The organism is Streptomyces sp. 11-1-2 (genome assembly GCF_003595545.1).
In the GTDB taxonomy this organism is placed as follows: Bacteria; Actinomycetota; Actinomycetes; order Streptomycetales; family Streptomycetaceae; genus Streptomyces; species Streptomyces hygroscopicus_B.
The window spans coordinates 7,900,196-7,921,452 of the sequence record NZ_CP022545.1; the positions used below are offsets into that span (position 1 = coordinate 7,900,196).

Annotated in this window: 20 protein-coding genes and 1 pseudogene; 9 read left to right on the forward strand and 12 right to left on the reverse strand. The window is 71.8% G+C overall.

Annotated features, from left to right (window positions below; translation table 11 throughout):
* Positions 1-3: 3 nt before the first annotated feature.
* The 7 genes from CGL27_RS34025 to CGL27_RS34050 all read right to left on the reverse strand — a co-directional run bounded on the left by CGL27_RS34025 (position 4) and on the right by CGL27_RS34050 (position 6,293).
* Positions 4-546, reverse strand: coding sequence for a cysteine dioxygenase (locus CGL27_RS34025; protein WP_119994681.1), 543 nt, complete (start codon positions 544-546; stop codon positions 4-6).
* Between the two features lie 94 nt (positions 547-640).
* Complete coding sequence (locus CGL27_RS53625) at positions 641-730, reverse strand: putative leader peptide (RefSeq protein ID WP_309471148.1); 90 nt, start codon at positions 728-730, stop codon at positions 641-643.
* Positions 731-877: 147 nt separating this feature from the next.
* A complete protein-coding gene (locus CGL27_RS34030; RefSeq protein ID WP_119991706.1) occupies positions 878-2,626 on the reverse strand; it encodes an FAD-dependent monooxygenase in 1,749 nt (582 codons plus the stop codon).
* Positions 2,627-2,861: 235 nt separating this feature from the next.
* The gene (locus CGL27_RS34035) at positions 2,862-3,806 is read right to left on the reverse strand and encodes an amino acid ABC transporter permease (RefSeq protein ID WP_078644156.1); all 945 of its coding nucleotides are present in this window, start codon (positions 3,804-3,806) and stop codon (positions 2,862-2,864) included.
* On the reverse strand, positions 3,803-4,450 hold the full coding sequence (locus CGL27_RS34040) for an amino acid ABC transporter permease (RefSeq protein WP_078644157.1): 648 nt from the start codon (positions 4,448-4,450) through the stop codon (positions 3,803-3,805). The genes CGL27_RS34035 and CGL27_RS34040 overlap by 4 nt, the downstream gene beginning before the upstream one ends.
* Positions 4,451-4,523: 73 nt before the next feature.
* The gene (locus CGL27_RS34045; RefSeq protein ID WP_078647704.1) at positions 4,524-5,435 is read right to left on the reverse strand and encodes a glutamate ABC transporter substrate-binding protein; all 912 of its coding nucleotides are present in this window, start codon (positions 5,433-5,435) and stop codon (positions 4,524-4,526) included.
* An 81-nt stretch (positions 5,436-5,516) separates the two neighbouring features.
* Positions 5,517-6,293, reverse strand: a complete 777-nt coding sequence (locus tag CGL27_RS34050; protein ID WP_078644159.1) for an amino acid ABC transporter ATP-binding protein — start codon at positions 6,291-6,293, stop codon at positions 5,517-5,519.
* A gap of 306 nt (positions 6,294-6,599) precedes the next feature.
* Between CGL27_RS34050 and CGL27_RS34055 the strand changes: the two genes are divergently transcribed.
* The gene (locus CGL27_RS34055; protein WP_078647705.1) at positions 6,600-7,310 is read left to right on the forward strand and encodes a response regulator transcription factor; all 711 of its coding nucleotides are present in this window, start codon (positions 6,600-6,602) and stop codon (positions 7,308-7,310) included.
* A 19-nt stretch (positions 7,311-7,329) separates the two neighbouring features.
* Positions 7,330-8,774: pseudogene (locus CGL27_RS34060) on the forward strand (HAMP domain-containing sensor histidine kinase).
* A gap of 56 nt (positions 8,775-8,830) precedes the next feature.
* On the opposite strand, the gene CGL27_RS34065 reads toward CGL27_RS34060, so the two are convergent.
* The 3 genes from CGL27_RS34065 to CGL27_RS34075 form a co-directional block, all read right to left on the reverse strand.
* The gene (locus CGL27_RS34065) at positions 8,831-9,433 is read right to left on the reverse strand and encodes a class I SAM-dependent methyltransferase (protein ID WP_119991707.1); all 603 of its coding nucleotides are present in this window, start codon (positions 9,431-9,433) and stop codon (positions 8,831-8,833) included.
* Positions 9,434-9,499: 66 nt separating this feature from the next.
* Positions 9,500-10,489: a TAXI family TRAP transporter solute-binding subunit gene (locus CGL27_RS34070; RefSeq protein ID WP_119991708.1), complete on the reverse strand. Its 990-nt coding sequence runs from the start codon at positions 10,487-10,489 to the stop codon at positions 9,500-9,502.
* Between the two features lie 106 nt (positions 10,490-10,595).
* Complete coding sequence (locus tag CGL27_RS34075; RefSeq protein WP_119994682.1) at positions 10,596-11,318, reverse strand: IclR family transcriptional regulator; 723 nt, start codon at positions 11,316-11,318, stop codon at positions 10,596-10,598.
* Between the two features lie 182 nt (positions 11,319-11,500).
* Here CGL27_RS34075 and miaB point away from each other — a divergent pair, with 182 nt between their 5' ends.
* Together miaB and CGL27_RS34085 are read left to right on the forward strand one after the other, a co-directional pair.
* Complete coding sequence (gene miaB / locus CGL27_RS34080) at positions 11,501-12,952, forward strand: tRNA (N6-isopentenyl adenosine(37)-C2)-methylthiotransferase MiaB (RefSeq protein ID WP_237299984.1); 1,452 nt, start codon at positions 11,501-11,503, stop codon at positions 12,950-12,952.
* Between the two features lie 22 nt (positions 12,953-12,974).
* Positions 12,975-13,733, forward strand: a complete 759-nt coding sequence (locus tag CGL27_RS34085; protein ID WP_119991709.1) for a class III extradiol dioxygenase subunit B-like domain-containing protein — start codon at positions 12,975-12,977, stop codon at positions 13,731-13,733.
* Positions 13,734-13,845: 112 nt separating this feature from the next.
* On the opposite strand, the gene CGL27_RS34090 is transcribed toward CGL27_RS34085, so the two are convergent.
* Both CGL27_RS34090 and CGL27_RS34095 read right to left on the reverse strand, forming a co-directional pair.
* Positions 13,846-14,088 (reverse strand): antitoxin, encoded by a 243-nt coding sequence (locus CGL27_RS34090; protein ID WP_078644170.1) that lies wholly within the window; start codon positions 14,086-14,088, stop codon positions 13,846-13,848.
* Between the two features lie 24 nt (positions 14,089-14,112).
* Entirely contained in the window at positions 14,113-14,373 is a 261-nt protein-coding gene (locus tag CGL27_RS34095) for a hypothetical protein (RefSeq protein ID WP_078644171.1), read from the reverse strand.
* 183 nt (positions 14,374-14,556) lie between these two features.
* Between CGL27_RS34095 and miaA the strand changes: the two genes are divergently transcribed.
* The 5 genes from miaA (at position 14,557) to CGL27_RS34120 (ending at position 21,246) form a co-directional block, all read left to right on the forward strand.
* The gene (gene miaA / locus CGL27_RS34100; protein WP_078644173.1) at positions 14,557-15,495 is read left to right on the forward strand and encodes a tRNA (adenosine(37)-N6)-dimethylallyltransferase MiaA; all 939 of its coding nucleotides are present in this window, start codon (positions 14,557-14,559) and stop codon (positions 15,493-15,495) included.
* Between the two features lie 108 nt (positions 15,496-15,603).
* Complete coding sequence (locus CGL27_RS34105; RefSeq protein WP_119994683.1) at positions 15,604-16,101, forward strand: hypothetical protein; 498 nt, start codon at positions 15,604-15,606, stop codon at positions 16,099-16,101.
* A 156-nt stretch (positions 16,102-16,257) separates the two neighbouring features.
* Positions 16,258-17,190, forward strand: a complete 933-nt coding sequence (gene dapF / locus CGL27_RS34110) for a diaminopimelate epimerase (RefSeq protein WP_119991710.1) — start codon at positions 16,258-16,260, stop codon at positions 17,188-17,190.
* A gap of 137 nt (positions 17,191-17,327) precedes the next feature.
* A complete protein-coding gene (locus tag CGL27_RS34115; RefSeq protein ID WP_119991711.1) occupies positions 17,328-19,580 on the forward strand; it encodes an HD domain-containing protein in 2,253 nt (750 codons plus the stop codon).
* Positions 19,581-19,665: 85 nt separating this feature from the next.
* A complete protein-coding gene (locus CGL27_RS34120) occupies positions 19,666-21,246 on the forward strand; it encodes a M1 family metallopeptidase (protein WP_240450728.1) in 1,581 nt (526 codons plus the stop codon).
* The last annotated feature ends 11 nt before the right edge of the window (positions 21,247-21,257 follow it).

The window sequence follows — 21,257 nt, forward strand, 5'->3', positions numbered from 1 at the left end:
TGTCTATCCCCACTCCTCGGGCCGCTCGACCTGCTCCAGCCGCAGCGTAAGACCGGTGCGGCTGTAGCGCCGCATGAGCGGCAGCGGCGGATAGTAGGCGTGCACCGACACCGCATGCTCGGTGTCGGACGGATTGATCACCTCATGCACATGATGCGGTCCGAAGGCCCGGCCCTGCCCGGCGGGCAGCCGCCGCTCGCGGTCCACATCGTCGGCCAGCTCAAGGGTCTTCCAGCCCTCGGTGGGGAGACGCGCGGTGAGTGACTGCTCGTTGAGCTCACCCGCCGCCGCGACGAAGGCGCCATGGGAGCCGCCGTGGTCGTGCCAGCCGGTGCCGGTGCCCGGAGGCCAGCCGATCAGCCAGGCTTCGCTGCCGCCCGGCCCGTCGAGGCGCAGCCAGGTGCGGCCCTCCGGATCGAGCGGAAGCGAGGCGACGAGTTCGGCGTCGGCGGCGGTCCGGCGAGCGAAGTCGAGCAGTTCCGCGGCGCTGGGCGGAGCGGCCGGGCCGGATGCCGGGTCCGTGATGACGTCCGTGGAAGGGCGCACGGGACCGGGGGTGGAAGTGCGTACGTCGGGCACAGAGAACCGTCCTGGGTGATCGCGAAAGAGGCGCGGCCGCACCGCGCGGGAAAGAAACGGATCAACAGGACGGACGACAGACACAGCCCGCGTAGCGGACCAGGTCCAGATGGACCCTCCGCCAGAAGCGAGGCAAGCAGGTGTCAGTCACGCTGTGAAGTGAATCATGCGCCGGAAAGGAAGGTCAACCTCACCGGCTCGCGCCCGGACCACGCACGCCTTGACACGGACCGCACGCCCGGACGCAAGCCGCACGCCCGAGCGCGACCCCGGTGCGGCGTCGTTGGTCGATCCCGCACTACCGCCGCGCGCTCGCCTCCGCCGGTAGGCCCCTGGCCGCGTTCCCGCCCCGGGCCGCGTCCGCGCACGCGTACAGCGCGCTCGGCCGCACCCCGGACAGCGCCGCGGCGAGATGGCCGTCCGGCCGCACCAGCAGCACGGTGTGCGCCGGGGCTCCCGGATACGCCTCGGCGACCAGCAGCTCGGTGCGCATGGGCAGCGCCGCGACGGCCGCCGCGAGCCTCGGCATCAGCCCGGCGCGCATCCAGTGGCGGCGGTCCCACACCCCGGTGCCGGGGGCGACCAGCACGACCAGCAACTCCCGGCCGAGCCGCTCCCGCAGCCGTACGACCGAGCCGTCCGGCGCGGTCACCGGCACATCGGCGACCGGCGCCCCGGGCGGCGTGCCCACCGTGATCGAGCCATCCGGCGCCGCCGCCGGGGCCAGTGGCGAACGGTCGTAGACCGGCGGCGCGCCCAGCGGACCCTGTCCGAGGTGACCGTCGGTGAGCAGCGCGTCGTGCCCGCGTGCCCCGCCGGGCCGCACGGTGCGCCGCACCGCGTGCCAGCCGCCGGCCGCCCGCACCAGCGGCAGCGCCTGGTCCGCCGCGCGCAGCCGGGCCCCCACGGCTCCGCGCCGCTCCGCCTGATAGCTGTCCAGCAGAGCCTCCGAGGCCCCGTGGTGCCAGGCCAGGGACAGCTTCCAGGCGAGGTTGTCGACGTCCCGCAGCCCCTCTTCGAGCCCCTGGGTGCCGAGAGCGCCCAGCAGATGGGCGGCGTCCCCGGCCAGGAAGGCACGCCCCACGCGCCAGCGCAACGCGAGCCGGTGGTGCACGGTGTGCACGCCGGTGTCCAGCAGCTCGTAGGGGGGCTCAGAATCCCCGCACCACCCCGTGAGGGTGTCGCGCACCCGCACCAGCAGGGCATCGGGGGTGACGAGATCGCGGCCGGGCGGCAGCAGCCAGTCGACCCGCCACAGGCTGTGCGGCAGCGGCCGTGCGGTCACCTCCGCGTCGATGCTGCGCCAGGGCGGGGAGCGGTGCAGCACGGCCTCGCCGGGCCAGGGGAGTTCGGCGCGCAGCGCCGCGACGGCGTGCCGCTCCACGGCCGTACGGCCCGGGAAGCGCACGCCCAGGAGCTTGCGGACGGTGGAGCGCGGCCCGTCGCAGCCCACCAGATAGCTGCCCCGCCACCAGGTGGCCTGGGCGCCCCGGGTGCGCACCCCGACCCCGTGGTCGTCCTGCTCCAGGCTGTCGATCCGGCTTCCGGAGACGATGCGGACGAGGTCCTCGTCGCCGATGGCGGCCAATGAGCCCCGCAGCGCCCGGGTGAGCTCATGCTGGGGCAGATGCACCGGTGAGGCCGTCGGCGCCGGTGCCGCCTCGTCCTCCGGCCCGTCAGCGCCGGGGGAGTCCATGGCCTCCGTAAGGCCGCCGTCCCAGCCGCCGCCACGCTCGCCGCGGAAGGGACCGCCGGTGCCGCGCCCGCCGCCGAAGAGGCTGCCGGGCGTGAGGGCCACCTGCCGTACCAGCTGCCGCCGCCGCATCGTGCGCCATCCGGTCCACGGCCGCGTCCGGGCGGTGACCCGGCAGCCCAGCCGCTCCAGCAGGGCGGCGGCGTCCGGGCGCAGCACGACGGTGCGGGCCAGTCGGCTCTCGTCACCGCCCGTGGACTCGTCCAGCAGGATGACGGGCACCTCGAGGCGCGCCAGGGCGAGGGCCAGGGTGAGGCCGACCGGGCCCGCCCCGGCGACGATCACCGGGTCCACGGTGCGGTTCCTGTGGCCCTGCGGGTCGTACGTGACGTACGGAAATTGGCAGTTGAAACCCGGTGAGCGATCACAGAAAGCATGCAACCCACTGCCGCTGCCCGCGTCAAGCGACGAAGGGCGGTGGCGCGTGCGCCACCGCCCTGGTAAGGGTTTCACTCGTCCGCCCGGCCCCTCGGACGGACCTCCGCCCGGTCGCCCGGTCGCTCGTCCGCCCGGCCCCCCGGACGGCCCCTCAGTTCGTCTTGCCGGTGGGCGCGTCCGGGGCGGAGACCGTGGAGTGGTCGACGACGTCGAGCGCGTCGGTGGCCGCCAGCGGCTGGCCCGCGTCCGCGACCCGGATGCCGGTCTTGGCGCGCCGGCCGCGCCGCTCGATCCAGGTGGCGAGGGCGGAGAGGGCCAGACACATCGCGATGTAGATGGCGCCGCCGACGATGATCACCGGAACGTAGGGGTTGTCGTCGTTGACGACGATGTTCCCGGCCAGCTGCTGAAGCTGGAACAGCAGCTCCTGGTAGGTGATGACATAGCCGAGGGAGGTGTCCTTCAGCGTCACCACCAGCTGGCTGATGATGGTCGGCAGCATCGCCCGTACGGCCTGCGGCACCAGGACCGTCAACATGACCTGGGTCTTGCGCATGCCCAGGGCGTAGGCGGCCTCGCGCTGGCCCCTGGGCACCGAGTTGATGCCCGCCCGCAACACCTCGGCCTGGACCGAGCCGTTGTAGACGGTCAGTCCGATGACCAGCGCCCAGAAGCCGGTGTTGTCACCGCTGAGCCCCAGGTCCGACCGGTAGGTCAGGAAGAGCACCCACAGCACGTAGATGGTGATCAGCAGCGGGACGGCCCGGAACAGCTCGATGAAACCGGTCGCGAACCAGCGGACGGCCTTGTGGTCCGAGAGCCGGCCGACGGCGAGCAGGACGCCGAGGGCCAGCGAGAGGACCGCCGCGACCGCGAACACCTTCAAGGTGGTGACCACACCGTCGCGGATGCTGGTCCGTACGCCCGCGTAGTTGAAGATGTCCCACATCTCGGGCGCGAACTGACCCTTGTCGTTCAGCCGCACCACGGCGAAGACGATCAGCCCGAGGACGGCCAGGCCGCCGACGACGGAGTAGATGCGGTTCCGGACGCGGGCCTTGGGGCCGGGGGCGTCGTACAGGACGCTCGAGCTCATCGGGCCACCTCCAGGCGGCTCTCCAGCAGTCGGAAGAGACCGCTGATGGCGAAGGTGATGACCAGATAGCACAGCGCGATCCACAGGAAGATCCAGCCGATCGCGAAGCCCTTGTCGCTCAGCAGCTTCGAGACATTGAACAGCTCGGTGTTGCTGAACGCCCCGGCGATGGCCGAGTTCTTGGTGAGCGCGATGAAGATGCTGCTCATGGGGGGAATCACGGACCGGGTGGCCTGGGGGAACACGATCAGCCGGAGGGTCTGGAAGAAGGTCATCCCCAGGCTGCGGGCGGCCTCCGCCTGGCCGAGCGGCACGGTGTTGATACCGGACCGCACGGCCTCGCAGACGAAGGACGACGTGTAGCAGCCCAGCGCCCCCATGGCGAGAACGAACGGGCTCGTTCCGGGGAAGAAGATCTGCGGGATCACGAAGAACGCGATCAGGAACAGCAGGGTCAGCGGGGTGTTGCGCAGCAGGGTGACCCAGGCCGTCCCGAACGCCCGCAGCGGCGGTATGGGCGACACCCGGAAGCCGGCTATGACAATGCCCAGGACGAGAGCCAGCGCCGCACTGGCCGCCGTGATGGAGAGGGTTCCCAGGAACCCCTCACGGAACTGGGGCAAATGATCGAGGAGTACGTTCATCGATTCTCCGCGGTAGCGGTCAGGTCAGCGGCGTGCGGAGCGCACCGGCTTCCAGGCGAACGGGGAATCCTGCTCAGTAGCGGGGCAGGGGGGTCTTCGGGGCGACGTAGGAGGAGCCGGACTTGCCGAGCGTGCCTTCGTACGCCTTCTTGTAGTCGCCGTTCTTGATGTGCTTCTCGAGCGAGTCGCTGATCGCGTCGCGGAGCGCCTTGTCGTTCTTGTTCATGCCGATGCCGTACGGCTCCTCGGTGAACGGCTTGCCGACCACGTGCAGCTTGGTCGAGCGCTGGGCGGCGTAACCCTTGAGGATCGCGTCGTCGGTGGTGACCGCGTCGACCTGGCCGTCGAGGAGCTGCTTGACGCAGAGCGAGTACTTGCTCAGCTCGGTGGTCTTGGCGCCGTACTTCGGCTTCTTGATCTCCTGGAGCGGGGTGGAGCCGACGATGGAGCAGACCTTCTTGCCCTTGATGCTGTCCGGGCCGGTGATCTTGCCCTTGTCCTCCGCGCGGACCAGCAGGTCGGCACCGGCCTGGTAGTACGGGCCCGCGAAGCCGACCTGCTTCTTGCGCTCGTCGTTGATGGTGTACGTGCCGACGTAGTAGTCGACCTGGCCCTTGGAGATCGAGGTCTCGCGGACGTTGGAGTCCACCGTCTTGAAGGTGATCTTGTCCGCGGAGAAGCCGAGGTCCGCGGCGACCATCTTGGCGATCTCGATGTCGAAGCCGGAGCGCTTGCCCTCGGTGTCCTGGAACCCGAGGAAGGGCTGGTCGGCCTTGGCGCCGATGACGATCTTGCCGCGCTTCTGCGCCGCCTTCAGGGTCGACGAGTCGATCTTCACGTCCTTCGCGACCGTGTAGTCGCCGCTGTAGACCTCGCCGCCCTTCGGCTTGTCCCCGGCGGTGCCCTTCTCGCCGCCACAGGCGGTCGCCGTCGCGGCCAGCGCGAGAACCACCGTGGCCGCCGCGGCCGTCTTACGAATCCTCATGGTGCCCATCCCTCTGTGTTCAGTACGTGGTCCAGATACGCAGTGGCGAACGTGCCGGCGGTCTGCCGGGCCGGCGTGGACTCAGTGGTGAAGGATCTTCGACAGGAAGTCCTTGGCCCGGTCGCTGCGGGGGTTGCTGAAGAACTGCTCCGGCTCGGCCTCTTCGACGATCCGGCCGTCGGCCATGAAGACCACCCGGTTCGCGGCGGAGCGGGCGAAGCCCATCTCGTGCGTGACGACGACCATCGTCATGCCGTCCCTGGCGAGCTGCTGCATGACCTCCAGCACCTCGTTGATCATCTCCGGGTCCAGCGCCGAGGTCGGCTCGTCGAAGAGCATCACCTTCGGGTCCATGGCCAGGGCGCGCGCGATCGCCACGCGCTGCTGCTGGCCGCCGGAGAGCTGGGCGGGGTACTTGTCCGCCTGGGCACCGACGCCCACCCGGTCGAGCAGCGTGCGGGCCTTCTCCTCGGCGGCCTTCTTGTCCGTCTTACGGACCTTGACCTGGCCCAGCATCACGTTCTCGAGCACCGTCTTGTGCGCGAAGAGGTTGAAGGACTGGAAGACCATGCCGACGTCGGCGCGCAGCCGGGCGAGCTCCTTGCCCTCCTGGGGCAGCGGCTTGCCGTCGATCGTGATGGACCCGGCGTCGATCGTCTCCAGCCGGTTGACCGTGCGGCACAGCGTCGACTTCCCGGACCCGGACGGCCCGATGACGACGACCACTTCGCCCCGGCTGATGGTCAGGTCGATGTCCTGGAGCACATGCAGCGCGCCGAAGTGCTTGTTGACCCCTGACAGCGCAACCAACGCGTCCGCCACCGGTGCGGCGTCCTTGGTCACCGATACTTCGCTCATCGGCGTCTCGCTCCGTCCTCCTCGGTTGGGAGGACAGTAGTGACCGGCCGCGACCAGCGTCATTACATCTGAGCTGAAATTGAGGATAACGATATGGCTGCGGCGTGACACGCTGCGTGAACGAGACGACGCGGGCTGTACCGGCTGCATAACGGAAACCGGTGTGTGACCGAATGCGTCTTGACGGGTGCCCCTCGATCGGAGTGGATGCCCTGTGGCCATGTTCGTGGCCGTATTCGAAGCCATGGTGACGGGGGCGCGTACGGGGCGCGTCTCCGCTGGTACGGGAAGGTGGCGGAGGGGCTGGTGAGACTGCTGCTCGTCGAGGACGACAACCACGTCGCCGCGGCCCTGTCCGCCATCCTCTCCCGGCACGGTTTCGAGGTCACCCACGCCCGCAGCGGCGAGGAGGCGCTGCAGGCGCTGCTGCCCGACTCCGGCGCCCCCTTCGGCGTCGTACTCCTCGACCTCGGCCTGCCCGACCAGGACGGTTTCGAGGTGTGCGGCAAGATCCGCAAGCGCACCGCCACCCCCGTGATCATGGTGACCGCGCGCGCTGATGTGCGCTCGCGCATACACGGGCTCAACCTCGGCGCCGACGACTATGTGGTCAAGCCGTACGACACCATGGAGCTGCTCGCCCGCATCCACGCCGTCAGCCGCCGCACCGCCCCCCAGGACACGGGCCATGGCGCCGACGAGGGCCCGGACGGCCCCCATCCGCCGCTGCGGCTCGGCCCGGTGACGATCGAACTGCCCACCCGCCAGGTCTCGGTCAACGGCACGACCGTCTCGCTCACCCGTAAGGAGTTCGATCTGCTCGCACTGCTCGCCCAGCGCCCCGGTGTCGTCTTCCGCCGGGAGCAGATCATCAGCGAGGTCTGGCGCACCAGTTGGGAGGGGACGGGGCGCACCCTGGAGGTCCATGTCGCCTCCCTGCGCTCCAAACTGCGGATGCCCGCCCTGATCGAGACCGTGCGCGGGGTGGGCTACCGCCTCGTCGCCCCGGCCCGCTGAGCGACCGGGGCTCCTTAAGGTGCGCACCCGACTCCTCCCGCTTCTCATCGTCCTTATGGCGGGCGTGCTGCTCGCGCTCGGCTTCCCGCTCGCCGGGAGCGTGGCCGCCCGGGAGCAGCAGCGGGTGGTCGTCGACCGGATCGACGACACCGCGCGCTTCGCCGCGCTCGCCCAGTTCGTCACCGCCGGGCCGACGGGGGCGGCCGGCGCCGAGGGGGCGAGCGGCTGAACACCCTGCGCGCGGAGCTGAAGCGCTACCACGACCTGTACGGCATCCGGGCCGGGGTCTTCTACCGGGACCGGGACGCGCCGCCCATGGCCGAGGCGCCCGGCAGTTGGCGGCTGCCGGACACGGGCGAGAGCGCCCGGGCCTTCGACGAGGCCCTCGCCGGGCGCCGCAGCCACGATCCGCCCCAGGTATGGCCCTGGCAGCGGGGCAGGCTCACCGTCGCCTCCCCCGTCGTCCGCGACGGGGACGTGGTGGCCGTCGTCGTCACCGACTCGCCCACCGGCCAGATGCGGTCGCGGACCCTGCACGGCTGGCTGGTCATCGGCGCGGGCGAAGGCGCCGCCATGCTGCTGGCCGTGGGGGCCGCCTTCCGGCTGACCGGATGGGTGCTGCGGCCCGTGCGCGTCCTGGACACCGCAACCCACGACATCGCGACCGGGCGGATGCAGTCGCGTGTCGCGGCCGCCTCGGGGCCCCCGGAACTGCGGCGGCTCGCCCGCTCGTTCAACGAGATGGCCGACAACGTCGAACAAGTCCTGGAGCAGCAGCGGGCGTTCGTCGCCGACGCCTCCCACCAGCTGCGCAATCCGCTCTCCGCGCTGTTGCTGCGCATCGAGCTGCTGGCGCTCGACCTGCCGGACGGCCATGAGGAGATCGCCTCGGTGCGCGCGGAGGGCAAGCGTTTGGCCAGCGTCCTGGACGATCTGCTCGACCTCGCCCTGGCCGAGCACTCCGCCGCCGATCTGCGGCTCACCGATATCGCGGAGCTGGCGGCCGACCGGGTGGACGCCTGGCTTCTGGTGGCCGAGCGGGAGGAGGTCGGGCTCGCCTACACCGGCCCCGCGGCGATCACCGGCTGGGCCGACCCGGTGGCCCTGTCCAGCGCGCTGGACGCCGTCGTCGACAACGCCCTGAAGTTCACGCCCGAGGGGGCGCATGTGGAGGTCTCGGCGCGCACGGACGGCGACACCGTCGCGATCGTCGTCGCCGACGGCGGCCCGGGCCTCACCGAGGACGAACTCGCCCGGGTCGGCGACCGCTTCTGGCGCAGCAGCCGCCACCAGAACATCTCGGGCTCGGGCCTGGGGCTGTCCATCACCCGCGCCCTGCTCGCGGCGGGCGGGGGCACGATCGACTACGCCCCCAACGAGCCCCGCGGGCTGCGCGTGACCATCACCGTCCCGCGCACCGGACCCGGTGAGCATGTGAAGGGACCGGGCCCGGTGAGAACGTGAAGGCCGTAAGGACGTGCGGAAGACCGTAAGGACGGGCGGCGGAGAGACACCGTTGCTCAGCTCTGCGGCTTGCGCCAGATGATGCTGTAACGCCACAGGAGATGACGGCGGTACTGCGAGCCGGGCAGGATCTCGGCGGCCATCGCCCGCATCTCCGGGTACGTCACCGGCGGTGGCCACACGATGGGCGACGGGTGGTGCCACAGCCCTTTCATGGCGCGGTGGACGCTGCCGACGGCCACACCGGCGAGGACGTGCGGCAGGTCTTTGGGCAGGGTGTTACGGGCGAGGCCGACGACGGCCAGGACACCGCCGGGCCGCAGCAGGTCCCGCATGCGGGCCAGCCCGGTGGCGCCGTCCATATGGTGCAGGGCGGCCACCGACGCGATGACGTCGAACGAGGCGGGCTCGAAGGGATGGCTCAGGAAGTCGCCGAGGATGTAGTCGACATCGTCCCGGTACGCGCGGCCCAGATCGACGCTGGCCGCGTCGAGGTCGATGGCGGTGACGTGCGGCACGGCCTGCCGGAGTTCGCGGGCGAGCATGCCCTCGCCACAGCCGACATCGAGGGCGCGCTGGGCGCCGTCGGGAACCGCGCTGAGGATACGGGGGTGGTAGTGGATGTTGTTGTTCCACCGCCTGCCGTTCTTCATTGTCATATGAGGATCCTGCCGGACCTTCCAGCGGGGCCTCGGCCGGTTCGGCCGACCTCGGACGTAGCCCGGCTACGGCTTGACCGAGCGGTAATAGCGCGCCGCGCCCTTGTGGAGGGCGAGCGGATCGGTGAAGACGGCGGTCCGCAGGTCCACCTTCTGGGCGGCGTGCACCTTCGCCCCGATGCGGTCCCGGTTCTCTATCACCGTACGGGTGACGCCCTCCGCCAGATCGGGGTCCACCCGGTCCGTGGTGACCAGGAGGTTCGGTACCGCGATCGTCTTGACCGGCTCCGGCCTGCGTATCTCCTCGTATGCGTCGGCGGGCACGGTGGCCGCCCGGTAGTAGCGCGTCACCCCGCCCTGCCGGTGCAGCGGGCCGGTGAGGTCGCCGAGCTGGACGAGCCGGATCGGGTAGGCGTGGGCCAGGGTGCGCACCGCGGTGGTCGGCAGCCCGCCCGACCAGAAGAAGGCGTCGAGCTTGCCCTGCCGTAGCAGCTTCGGCATGGTGTCGATGCCGACCCGCTCTGCCCGGATGTCCCGGTCGAAGTCGAGCCCGGCGGCCTTGATCAGCGCCCGGGTGATCAGCTGCACGCCCGAGCCGTCGTCTCCCACGCCCACCCGTAGATGCTTCAGGTCGCGGGCCGATCGCACCGACGAGCCCCTAGGCACGACGAGCTGCATGTAGTCGTCGTACAGCCGGGCGCAGGCCCGCAGCCGCCCGGCTCCCTCCCCCTGGTAGGCGGCGACGGCGTCGGTGGCGGCGATGGCGAAGGTGGCCCTGCCCCGGGCCAGCCGTTGGACGTTGTCCGGGGACCCCCTGGTCTGTTCCAGCCGCACATCGACATCGGGGAGGTCCCGGGCGAGGTCCCGCTCGAGCATCCGGCCATAGGTGTCGTAGACCCCGGTGGAGACCCCGGTCGCGAAGGTCACCCGGCCGCTGGGCGAGGGACCGCCGCCCATCGCCAGCAGCCACCACAGCAGCAGCCCGAGGGCGACGAGGCCCGCGGCGGCGGACTGCAGGGCACGGCGCCGGTCCAGGCGCGGAAGGGTGACGGCCATGGCGAGGATCCTGCCAGCCCCGCTCCCGGGAGGGGAGGGGCGAGCCGCGGATCCCGCCCACCTCGTAGTCCCGGCGGACCACCACATCGGCGCCCCGGGCACTCGGTCACGTGCCGGACCGCAGGGCCCTCGACAGCCCCAGGGCCGCGGTCCGGACGGCCGGCGCCAGCTGCGCGGGCCGGAAACGGCTGCGGGGTACGGCCACCGACAGCGCCGCCACCGCGGTCGGTCCGTCGAAGACGGGAGCGGCGATGCAGCTGACCCCCGAAGCCGCCTCTTCCTCCTCGTAGGCCAGACCCGCGACCTGGGCCTGCTCGATGGCCGTGCGCAGCCGGTCAGGATCGATGATCGAGTGGGGGGTGAGGCGGGGCAGGGACGCGGCCAGGACGTCCTCGACCAGCTCGGAGCCCGAGAACGCCAGAAGCGCCTTACCGACGCCGGTGCAGGTCAGGGGCAGCCGGCCGCCGATGCGGGACGGCAGCCGGAGGGCGTCGTGGCCGTGGATGCGCTCGACATAGACCACCTCGTGGCCCTCGCGGACCCCGAGGTGCACGGTCTCGTGGGTGGCCTCGAAGAGGTCCTGCAGAAACGGCAGCGCGGCCTCTCGCAGGTCGCGTCGGCGCGGGACGAGTGAGCCCAGCTCGAACAGAGCGCCTCCGAGCCGATAGGTCTCGGCGTCACGTTCGAGCAGGCCGAGACGGACCAGATCGGCGCAGAGCCGGAACACGGTGGTCTTGGCCAGCCCCGTACGCGCGGACAGTTCTGTGAGACGGAACGCGCCGCCGTCGGGCCGGAAGCAGTCGAGGACCGCCACTGCCTTGTCGAGCATGTTGCCCTGGGAGCTGTTCCGTGTCATGGAACACAGTGTGCCGCGGGGTGCCCGGTCCACCGCCAGGCAGGGGGGCTTCTGTGAGCGCCTACCCTTGATGCGTGACCATCAGCAGCGACCGGAGCCCGGCAGTGGACGTTCAAGCGACCAAGAGCTACGAGATCCGCACCTACGGGTGCCAGATGAATGTCCACGACTCCGAGCGGCTCTCGGGCCTACTGGAAGAGGCGGGCTTTGTCCGCGCGCCGGAGGGCACCGGTGAGGGCGAGGCCGACATCGTCGTCTTCAACACCTGCGCGGTGCGGGAGAACGCCGACAACCGCCTCTACGGCAACCTCGGCCGACTCGCACCGATCAAGGCGCGGCGGCCGGGCATGCAGATCGCCGTCGGCGGCTGTCTGGCCCAGAAGGACCGCGACACCATCGTCAAGAAGGCCCCCTGGGTCGATGTGGTCTTCGGCACCCACAACATCGGCAGTCTGCCGGTGCTGCTGGAGCGCGCCCGCGTCCAGGAGGAAGCCCAGGTCGAGATCGCCGAGTCCCTGGAAGCCTTCCCCTCCACCCTTCCGACGCGGCGCGAGTCCGCGTACGCCGCGTGGGTCTCCATCTCGGTCGGCTGCAACAACACCTGCACCTTCTGCATCGTCCCGGCGCTGCGCGGCAAGGAGAAGGACCGCCGCCCCGGCGACATCCTCGCCGAGGTGGAGACGCTGGTGGCCGAGGGCGTCACCGAGATCACCCTGCTCGGCCAGAACGTGAACGCGTACGGCTCCGACATCGGCGACCGCGAGGCGTTCAGCAAGCTGCTGCGCGCCTGCGGGAAGGTCGAGGGCCTGGAGCGGGTCCGGTTCACCTCGCCGCATCCGCGGGACTTCACCGACGACGTGATCTCCGCCATGGCGGAGACGGAGAACGTGATGCCGCAGCTGCACATGCCGCTGCAGTCCGGCTCGGACACGGTGCTCAAGGCGATGCGCCGCTCGTACCGGCAGGAGCGCTACCTCGGCATCATCGAGAAGGTGCGCGCCGCGATGCCGGACGCCGCCATCTCCACCGACATCATCGTCGGCTTCCCCGGTGAGACGGAGGAGGACTTCGAGCAGACGCTGCACGTGGTGCGCGAGGCACGCTTCGCCCAGGCGTTCACCTTCCAGTACTCCAAGCGGCCCGGGACGCCCGCCGCCGAGATGGAGGGCCAGGTGCCCAAGGCGGTCGTCCAGGAGCGCTACGAGCGGCTGGTCGCCCTCCAGGAGGAGATCTCCTGGGAAGAGAACAAGAAGCAGGTCGGCCGCACGCTGGAGGTGCTGGTCGCCGAGGGCGAAGGCCGTAAGGACGACGCCACGCGGCGGTTGTCCGGCCGTGCCGCCGACAACCGCCTGGTGCACTTCGCGCGCCCCGAGGAGCCGGTGCGCCCCGGCGACGTCGTCACCGTCGACATCACCTACGCCGCTCCGCACCATCTGCTGGCCGAGGGCCCGGCCCGGGGCGTGCGGCGCACCCGCGCCGGAGACGCCTGGGAGCGGCGGAACGCAGCCGGGGAGAAGAAGCCCGCGGGTGTGATGCTGGGCCTGCCGACGGTGGGCGCCCCGCCGCCGCTGCCGGCCGCGCCCGCCGCGGGCTGCGGCTGCGACTGAGCGCACGGCTAGGCTGACGATCATGCTGATCGCCGCCGCCGTCTGCCCGTGTCCGCCGCTGCTGGTGCCCGAGGTCGCCGCCGGAGCCGCTCCCGAGCTGGAAGGGCTGCGCGCGGCATGCGCCGAGGCCGTCCGCGCCCTCGCGGCGGCGCGTCCGGAGTGCCTGATCGTGGTGGGGCCGGCCGAGCCTGCCGGGCGCGGACCGCATGCGCAGGGCGCGTCCGGATCGTTCCGCGGCTTCGGCGTGGAGCTGGATGTGCGGCTGGCGGCGCCGGCGGCGGACGGGGCGTCCGGCGGCGACGATGCCGCGGGGCGGAGCCCCTCGCCCCCGCCTTCGCTGCCACTGTCGCTGGCGGTCGCCGCCTGGCTGCTGGAGCACGCGGGGTGGGACCCGGCGGTGCCCGTCGAGGGGCTGGGTGTGGGGGAACCTCTCGCGGCCGAGCGGTGTATTGAAGTTGGAAGGGAGCTCGCCGGGCGGGCGGAGCGGATCGCGTTGCTGGTGATGGGCGACGGCACCGCATGCCGCACGCTGAAGGCGCCGGGCTATCTCGACGAGCGGGCGGCCCCGTTCGACGCCGAGGTGGCGCGGGCGCTGGCGGCCGCCGACACCGGGGCGCTGGCCGCGCTCGACGAGGAGTTGGCGTACGAGCTCAAGGCGGCGGGCCGCGCGCCGCTGCAGGTGCTCGCGGGGGCGGCCGAGGGGGCGCCCCTGAAGGGGGAGTTGCGGTATGACGAAGCGCCGTACGGCGTGGGGTATTTCGTGGCGAGCTGGTCTTCATAGACCGCTCGCGGCCGTGGAGCGTCCGCTCCACGGCCGCGTACCGGCGGGGCCGGCCGGTCGGGGCCCGGCGTCGCCCGCCCCCGTTCTGGGCGCCGTCCTGGCCTGGCCGGCCTTATTCGTCGCGCTTGCGCTTGGGCTTGTCCTCGTCCATGTGCGAGAGGCGGTTGAGAGCGCCCTTCGCCTTGCCCCTGCCAGTCTCGATCTTGGCGCTGTACTTGCCCTTGGTCCTGGTGTCGACCGTCTTGGCCGCCTTCTCCAGGCCCCGCTCGATCCTGGCCTCGTGCTGCTGCGCAAGGCTGCCGGCCTTGCCCTTCATCTGACCGGCCTTGGCCTTGAGATTGTCCATCAGGCCCATGTGCCACCTACCCTCGTCGGCTGCCTATGTGCGGGCGCTCTCACCGGTCTCACTGTCGGCCGCCTCGGCGGCGGACTGCTGCCTGGGGATCCCGGCGCCTTCACCCGCCGGGTTCTCCTTCCCGCTCCGCGCGGTCTCAGCCCCGTCGCCTTTCCCGGACACGGCCTCCGCCGTCATGGCGTCGGCCGTGACCTGGGCGTCCTGTGCGGACGGTGCCTTCTCGGACGAGCGGCTCGCCTCCTTCGGCACATGACGATCGCGACGAAACCTGGAAAACACGCCCATATCTACTCCATACCTTACTCGTGCGGGCGAAATCCCGTGCCGCTCGGAGCGTTCCCTTGCGCCGCGCGCGGAGGCCGATTCCGTGAACCGGCCCTCGGAACCTCGCAAGCGGGCAACGAACCCGGCAGTGCCCCGTCACGTCGCTCATTCGAGGAGGCCCCCGGCGTTTGCGAGACTGGCCCGGTGAATACTGCAGGCCACCCGCCGCGAGTCATCGCCGTCGTCGGCCCCACCGCGGCCGGAAAGTCCGATCTGGGCGTCGCGCTCGCCAGACATCTCGACGGCGAGGTCGTCAACGCCGACTCCATGCAGCTGTACCGGGGCATGGACATCGGCACCGCCAAGCTGACGGAGGACGAGCGGCAGGGGGTGCCACACCGGCTGCTGGACATCTGGGACGTCACCCAGACCGCGAGCGTCGCCGAGTACCAGCGGCTGGCCCGCGCCGAGATGGACCGCCTGCTCGACGAGGGCCGCACCCCCGTCCTGGTCGGTGGTTCCGGCCTCTACATCCGCGGGGCCATCGACGCGCTCGAGTTCCCGGGCACCGACCCCGCCGTCCGGGCCCGGCTCGAGGCCGAGCTGGAGGAGCGGGGCTCCGGGGCCCTGCACGCCCGGCTCGCCGCCGCCGACCCCGAGGCAGCCCGGGCGATCCTGCCCAGCAACGGCCGCAGGGTGGTCCGGGCGCTGGAGGTCATCGAGATCACGGGCCGCCCCTTCACCGCCAATCTGCCCGGGCATGAGGCGGTCTACGACACGCTCCAGATCGGCGTCGACGTCGAGCGGCCCGAGCTGGACGAGCGGATCGCCCTGCGGGTGGACCGGATGTGGGACGCCGGGCTGGTCGAGGAGGTCCGCCTGCTGGAGGCCGCCGGGCTGCGCTCCGGCCGTACCGCCTCCCGTGCCCTCGGCTATCAGCAAGTGCTCGCCGCGCTCGCGGAGGAGTGCACCGAGGAGGAGGCGAGAGCCGAAACCGTGCGCGCCACCAAGCGGTTCGCGCGCCGCCAGGATTCCTGGTTCCGCCGCGATCCCCGGGTCCACTGGCTCAGCGGAGCCGCCGACCGCAGAGGGGAACTCCTGGCGAGCGCGCTCGCGTTGGTTGAACGGGCGGTCACAGCCTGATCACGTCATGGCATCGGGACGCTCAGCTCGTCATTCGGGCCCCGGCGGGCATGCCATCATCAAGCTCCGATCGTGCCGTGGTGTCTGGAGTTGGGAGGGCGTGTGGCGATGGAGGCCGGCCCTCGCGACGCATCGCAGCAATCGCCGCACGGAGACGCGGGGTCGCTGACCCCCGACGGCCCCGATGAGGCCGGAGCGCTCCACGAGACCGGCGCACCGGTCCTCGATGACGGATCCGAGGACCCGGACGGCGCGGGATCCGTCTCCGGGGAGTCCTTCCGGGAGCTGCGCCCGCCGCGCCGGCTGCGGATCTGGCAGATCGCGCCGATCGTCGGCCTCGCCATCCTCGGCTCGCTGATGTTCGCCTTCCCGCTCGCCTTCGAGTTCGGCGACGGAGGGGCGGTCGTGGCCATGCTCGGCCTGCTGCTGAGCTGCTGCGCGGCGGGCTGGGGCCTGATGGCCGCCCGCCGGGTGGGCTACACCTGGCCCGGCCTTCCCCCCAGAGGCTCCGGACGCCGCCCGGACTGGCGCTTCGTCGTCCTCTACGTAGCGATCGTGGCCCTGCTGGCCGCCCTCACCTTCTGGCGGGTCGCCCGCCTCCGCTAGGCCCCCTCCGACGGATCCTCGCGGCCTTACGGCGCCTGGCACAGCGCCCGGCACGGCGGCTCGCGGCGGTGCGCTCGTCGCGGCTCTGCGGCCCGCCCGGCGCCGACGGTCCGGGCGCGGAGGGACGGCGCACGCGGTGCCCCGTAGGATCGAGGGATGAGCACCGCACCACGGCTGTCCTTCCTCAAGGGTCACGGCACCGAGAACGACTTCGTCATCGTCCCCGACCTGGACGGCAGCCTGGAACTCTCCGCGGCCGCCGTCGCCCGGATCTGCGACCGCCGTGCCGGTATCGGCGGTGACGGGCTGATCCGCGTCGTGCGGTCCTCGGCGCACCCCGAGGCGCGGGCCATGGCCGACCAGGCCGAATGGTTCATGGACTACCGCAACAGCGACGGCAGCATCGCCGAGATGTGCGGCAACGGAGTCCGCGTCTTCGCCCGGTATCTGCAGCGGGCCGGTCTCGCCGAGGAGGGCGATCTCGTGGTCGCCACCCGGGCCGGAGTACGCCGGGTCCACATCGCCAAGGACGCCGGTGACGCCGCACAGCCGGGCGAGGCCACGGCGGGGCCCGACGGCCCGATCACCGTCGTGATGGGCGAGGCCACGCTGCCCGGGCCCGGCCCCGAGGCGGAGATCACGGTCACGGTCGGTGAGCACAGCTGGCCCGCGCGCAACGTGAACATGGGCAACCCGCACGCGGTCGCCTTCGTCGACGACCTCGCCCAGGCCGGTGATCTGCTCGCGGCCCCCGCCGTGCGCCCCGCGTCCGCGTATCCCCACGGCACCAACGTCGAGTTCGTCGTCGACCGCGGACCGCGCCATGTCGCGATGCGCGTGCATGAGCGCGGCTCCGGTGAGACCCGCTCCTGCGGCACCGGAGCCTGCGCCGTGATGGTGGCCGCCGCGCGCCGTGACGGGGCCGACCCGGCGGTCACCGGCCATCCCGTCACGTACACCGTGGACGTTCCCGGAGGGCGCCTTGTGATCAGTGAACGGCCAGACGGTACGGTGGAGATGACCGGCCCTGCCGTGATCGTGGCCGAGGGGGAACTGGATTCCGCTTGGCTGGGCACGGACCTCGGCTGACACTTCCCTCGAATGGGTGATCCGTTTCACTCTGGGCGAGAGCCGGTCGGCCGTGCGTGATGGGCTCGATAGCATCAAGCACCGGCCCCGGGGGAGTACCCACGCCGGTTGACGCTCGACGCCGCCGGAGGTTGCCCATGAGCGCAGAGGCCACCGACCAGGCCCCGTTCGGCCGCAGGCGCGGCATCCCCCGCATCGACCTGCGCAATCTCCGCAGGTTCAGCCGGGCGGCCCTGCTCGGGCCGACCTCCCGCGGTCGGCTGCCGGACGCGATCGAGCATGTGGCCAAGGTCCACCGCGCACACCATCCCGGAGCCGATCTGGATGTGCTCCGCAAGGCGTATGTGCTGGCCGAGTCCTCCCACCGCGGCCAGATGCGCAAGAGCGGTGAGCCGTACATCACCCATCCGCTGGCCGTCACGCTGATCCTCGCCGAACTGGGCGCCGAGACCACGACGTTGACCGCCTCGCTGCTCCACGACACCGTCGAGGACACCGAGGTGACCCTCGACCAGGTGGGCGAGGAGTTCGGCGAGGAGGTCCGCTATCTCGTCGACGGCGTCACCAAGTTGGAGAAGGTCGACTACGGCGCGGCGGCCGAGCCCGAGACCTTCCGCAAGATGCTCGTCGCCACGGGCAACGACGTCCGGGTGATGTCGATCAAACTCGCCGACCGGCTGCACAACATGCGCACCCTCGGCGTGATGCGCCCCGAGAAACAGGTGCGCATCGCCAAGGTCACCCGCGATGTGCTGATCCCGCTCGCCGAGCGGCTGGGCGTGCAGGCGCTCAAGACCGAGCTGGAGGACCTGGTCTTCGCCATCCTCCACCCCGATGAGTACGCGCGGACCCGCGAGCTCCTCCAGGCCCACGCCGGGCGCCCCGACCCGCTGGCCCGCGCCGCCGAGGACGTACGGGGCGTGCTCCACGAGGCGGGCATCACCGCCGAAGTCCTGGTCCGGCCGCGGCACTTCGTCTCCGTCCACCGGGTCGGGCTCAAGCGCGGCGAGCTGACCGGTACCGACCTCGGCCGCCTCCTCGTCCTCGTCTCCGACGACGCGGACTGCTACGCGGTCCTGGGCGAACTGCACACCTGCTTCACCCCGGTGATCTCGGAGTTCAAGGACTTCATCGCGGTCCCCAAGTTCAACCTCTACCAGTCGCTGCACACGGCCGTGGCCGGGCGCGACGGCGAGGTCACCGAGGTCCTCATCCGCACTCATCAGATGCACCGGGTCGCGGAGGCCGGAGTGATCGCCCTCGGCAATCCGTACACCCCGACGGAGGGCGCCGACGCCCCTGAGGGCGAGCGGGCCGACCCGACCCGCCCCGGCTGGCTGTCCCGGCTGCTCGACTGGCAGAGCGCCACCCCCGACCCCGACCTCTTCTGGACCTCGCTCCGCGACGACCTCGCCCAGGACCGCGAGATCACGGTCTTCCGCTCCGACGGCGGGACGCTCGGCCTGCCCGCGGGCGCGAGCTGCGTGGACGCCGCGTACGCCCTGTACGGCGAGGACGCGCACTCCTGTATCGGCGCCCGGGTCAACGGCCGGATCGCGACCCTGAGCACGGTGCTGCGCGACGGCGACACCCTGCAGCTCCTGATGGCCGGCGACACCCGGGACGCCGCCTCGCACGGCCCCTCGCCCGAGTGGCTCGACCACGCCCGCACCCCGGCCGCCCGCATCGCCATCAACCGCTGGCTGGCCGCCCACCCGGCGCCGCAGCCTTCCCCGCAGGAGTCCCGGGACGCGGTCCGGGAGCCGGAGGCGGAGTCCGCCTCCACCCTCTCCGGACAGGACGGACAGGACGGACAGGACGGGCAGGACGGGCAGGACGGGCAGGACGGGCAGGACGCGCAGGCTTCGCAGGGTGGCGAAGCTTCCGTCCCCGCGGCCGGGGCGGTCCGCCCCGAGGCGGGCATCGTCGTCGACCGGCCCGGCGCGACCGTACGGCTGGCCCGCTGCTGCACCCCCGTGCCGCCCGACGCGGTCACCGGCTTCGCGGTGCGCGGCGGGGCCGTCACCGTGCACCGTGAGCGGTGCCCCGGGGTGGCGCGGATGACCGCGGCCGGGCGCACGGCCGTCGCGGTGCGCTGGGCGGACGAGGACGACGGGGACGGGGGCGGCGAATATCGCGTGACCCTCTTCGCGGAGGCGTTCAGCAGGCCGCATCTGCTCGCGGATCTCACCGAGGCCATCGCCGCCGAGGGCGCGGAGGTGGTCGCGGCCGCCGTCGAACCGCCCCGTGAGCAGCGCGTCCGGCACACCTACACGCTCCAGCTGCCCGACGCGGGCAGGCTGCCGGCGCTGATGCGGGCCATGCGCAACGTCCCCGGGGTCTACGACGTGACACGCGAGGGCCGCAGCATGGCCGCGGCGCGTTCCTGAACGCAGCCGGGCCGCGTGAACTCCTTCGGGTGGATCAAAGCCGGGAGCGACTGCGCCGGCGCCGGGGCGCTGGTAGCCGTAGGTCATGACGTTTTCTTCGGGGCGCCGCCCCTGGCCGCCGCGCACCGGGCGCCGCAGGACCGCGCTGGTGGCCGCGGCCATGGCCGCCGTCTTCCTCGCGGTCGGCCCCTCCTCCGCCGCGGGGACGGTATCGTCCACGCACCCCAGGCCGCTGGGCATCGGCGACCCCCTCTTCCCGGAGCTCGGCAACCCCGGGTACGACGTCACGGCGTACGACATCGCGTTCGACTACCGCCGTCAGGACCGGCCGCTCGACGCCGTCACCACCATCGACGCCCGCGCCACCGCCCCCCTGCGCACCGTCAATCTCGACTTCGCCCAGGGCGTCGTGGACTCGGTGCGGGTCGACGGAGCGCGGGCCCGGTTCGTGAGGGCCGGTGAGGACCTGGTGGTCACGCCGTCCGACCCGCTCCGTAAGGGCGCCGCCTTCCGGGTCACCGTCCACCACACCAGCGATCCGCGGGGCGGCACCAACGGCGGCTGGGTTCGCACCAGCGACGGGCTGGTCATGGCCAACCAGGCCAACGCCGCCCACCGGGTCTTCCCCTGCAACGATCACCCCGCCGACAAGGCCCGCTTCACCTTCCGGATCACGGCCCCGAAGACCCTTACGGTCGTCGCGGGCGGACTTCCCGGACAGCGCGTCCACAAGGGATCGCGGACCACCTGGACGTACCGCCTCGCCCATCCCATGGCCACCGAGCTGGCGCAGGTCTCCATCGGCCGCTCCGCCGTGCCGCGCCGGACCGGGCCCCATGGGCTGCCGGTGCGCGACGTCGTACCCGTGGCGGACCGCGCACGGCTGGAGAAGTGGCTCGCGCGCACTCCCGGACAGCTGGCCTGGATGGAGAAGAAGGCCGGACGCTACCCCTTCGAGAACTACGGCGTCCTGATCGCCCACGCCACCACCGGCTTCGAGCTGGAGACACAGACGCTCTCCCTCTTCGAGCGCGATCTGTTCACCAGCAAGGAGCTGCCCCGGTGGTACATCGAATCGATCATGGTGCACGAGCTGGCGCACCAGTGGTTCGGCGACAGCGTCAGCCCGCGCCGCTGGTCGGATCTGTGGCTCAACGAGGGCCACGCCACCTGGTACGAGGCGCTGTACGCCGATGAGCGCGGTAAGGCGAGCCTGAAGCGGCGGATGCGCAAGGCATACGAGCAGTCCGACGCCTGGCGGGCCGAGGGAGGGCCGCCCGCGGCCCCCAAGCCGGCCGACTCCGGCCAGCAGATCGGCATCTTTCGCCCGGTCGTCTACGACGGCAGCGCGCTGGTGCTGTACGCACTGCGGCAGCGGATCGGCCGCGCCGCCTTCGACCGCCTGGAGCGGGAATGGGTGGTCCGCCACCGCGACAGTGTGGCCTCGACCGCCGACTTCATCCGGCTGGCCTCCCAGGTGGCAGGGCGCGATCTGAGCGGATTCCTCCACCCCTGGCTGTACGGCAAGAAGATGCCGCCGATGCCGGGACACCCCGACTGGCGGCCGACGGCGAAGGAGAGCACGAAGGGCGCCGCGCTGCCGGGCGCCCGGGCGGGGCGGCATGCGGTGCGTTACGCGGTGCCATGGGCCGTGAAACCAGGGTGACGGCCCGGCCG

What these genes read in the sequence shown, in the direction of transcription:
- CGL27_RS34035 (WP_078644156.1), bottom strand. Translation starts at nt 3,806, where the DNA reads ATGAGCTCGAGCGTCCTGTACGACGCCCCCGGCCCCAAGGCCCGCGTC.
- CGL27_RS34040 (WP_078644157.1), bottom strand. Translation starts at nt 4,450, where the DNA reads ATGAACGTACTCCTCGATCATTTGCCCCAGTTCCGTGAGGGGTTCCTG.
- CGL27_RS34045 (WP_078647704.1), bottom strand. Translation starts at nt 5,435, where the DNA reads ATGAGGATTCGTAAGACGGCCGCGGCGGCCACGGTGGTTCTCGCGCTG.
- CGL27_RS34050 (WP_078644159.1), bottom strand. Translation starts at nt 6,293, where the DNA reads ATGAGCGAAGTATCGGTGACCAAGGACGCCGCACCGGTGGCGGACGCG.
- CGL27_RS34065 (WP_119991707.1), bottom strand. Translation starts at nt 9,433, where the DNA reads ATGACAATGAAGAACGGCAGGCGGTGGAACAACAACATCCACTACCAC.
- CGL27_RS34070 (WP_119991708.1), bottom strand. Translation starts at nt 10,489, where the DNA reads ATGGCCGTCACCCTTCCGCGCCTGGACCGGCGCCGTGCCCTGCAGTCC.
- CGL27_RS34075 (WP_119994682.1), bottom strand. Translation starts at nt 11,318, where the DNA reads ATGCTCGACAAGGCAGTGGCGGTCCTCGACTGCTTCCGGCCCGACGGC.
- miaB (WP_237299984.1), top strand. Translation starts at nt 11,501, where the DNA reads ATGAATGTCCACGACTCCGAGCGGCTCTCGGGCCTACTGGAAGAGGCG.
- CGL27_RS34085 (WP_119991709.1), top strand. Translation starts at nt 12,975, where the DNA reads ATGCTGATCGCCGCCGCCGTCTGCCCGTGTCCGCCGCTGCTGGTGCCC.
- CGL27_RS34090 (WP_078644170.1), bottom strand. Translation starts at nt 14,088, where the DNA reads ATGGGCCTGATGGACAATCTCAAGGCCAAGGCCGGTCAGATGAAGGGC.
- CGL27_RS34095 (WP_078644171.1), bottom strand. Translation starts at nt 14,373, where the DNA reads ATGGGCGTGTTTTCCAGGTTTCGTCGCGATCGTCATGTGCCGAAGGAG.
- CGL27_RS34105 (WP_119994683.1), top strand. Translation starts at nt 15,604, where the DNA reads ATGGAGGCCGGCCCTCGCGACGCATCGCAGCAATCGCCGCACGGAGAC.
- dapF (WP_119991710.1), top strand. Translation starts at nt 16,258, where the DNA reads ATGAGCACCGCACCACGGCTGTCCTTCCTCAAGGGTCACGGCACCGAG.
- CGL27_RS34115 (WP_119991711.1), top strand. Translation starts at nt 17,328, where the DNA reads ATGAGCGCAGAGGCCACCGACCAGGCCCCGTTCGGCCGCAGGCGCGGC.
- CGL27_RS34120 (WP_240450728.1), top strand. Translation starts at nt 19,666, where the DNA reads ATGACGTTTTCTTCGGGGCGCCGCCCCTGGCCGCCGCGCACCGGGCGC.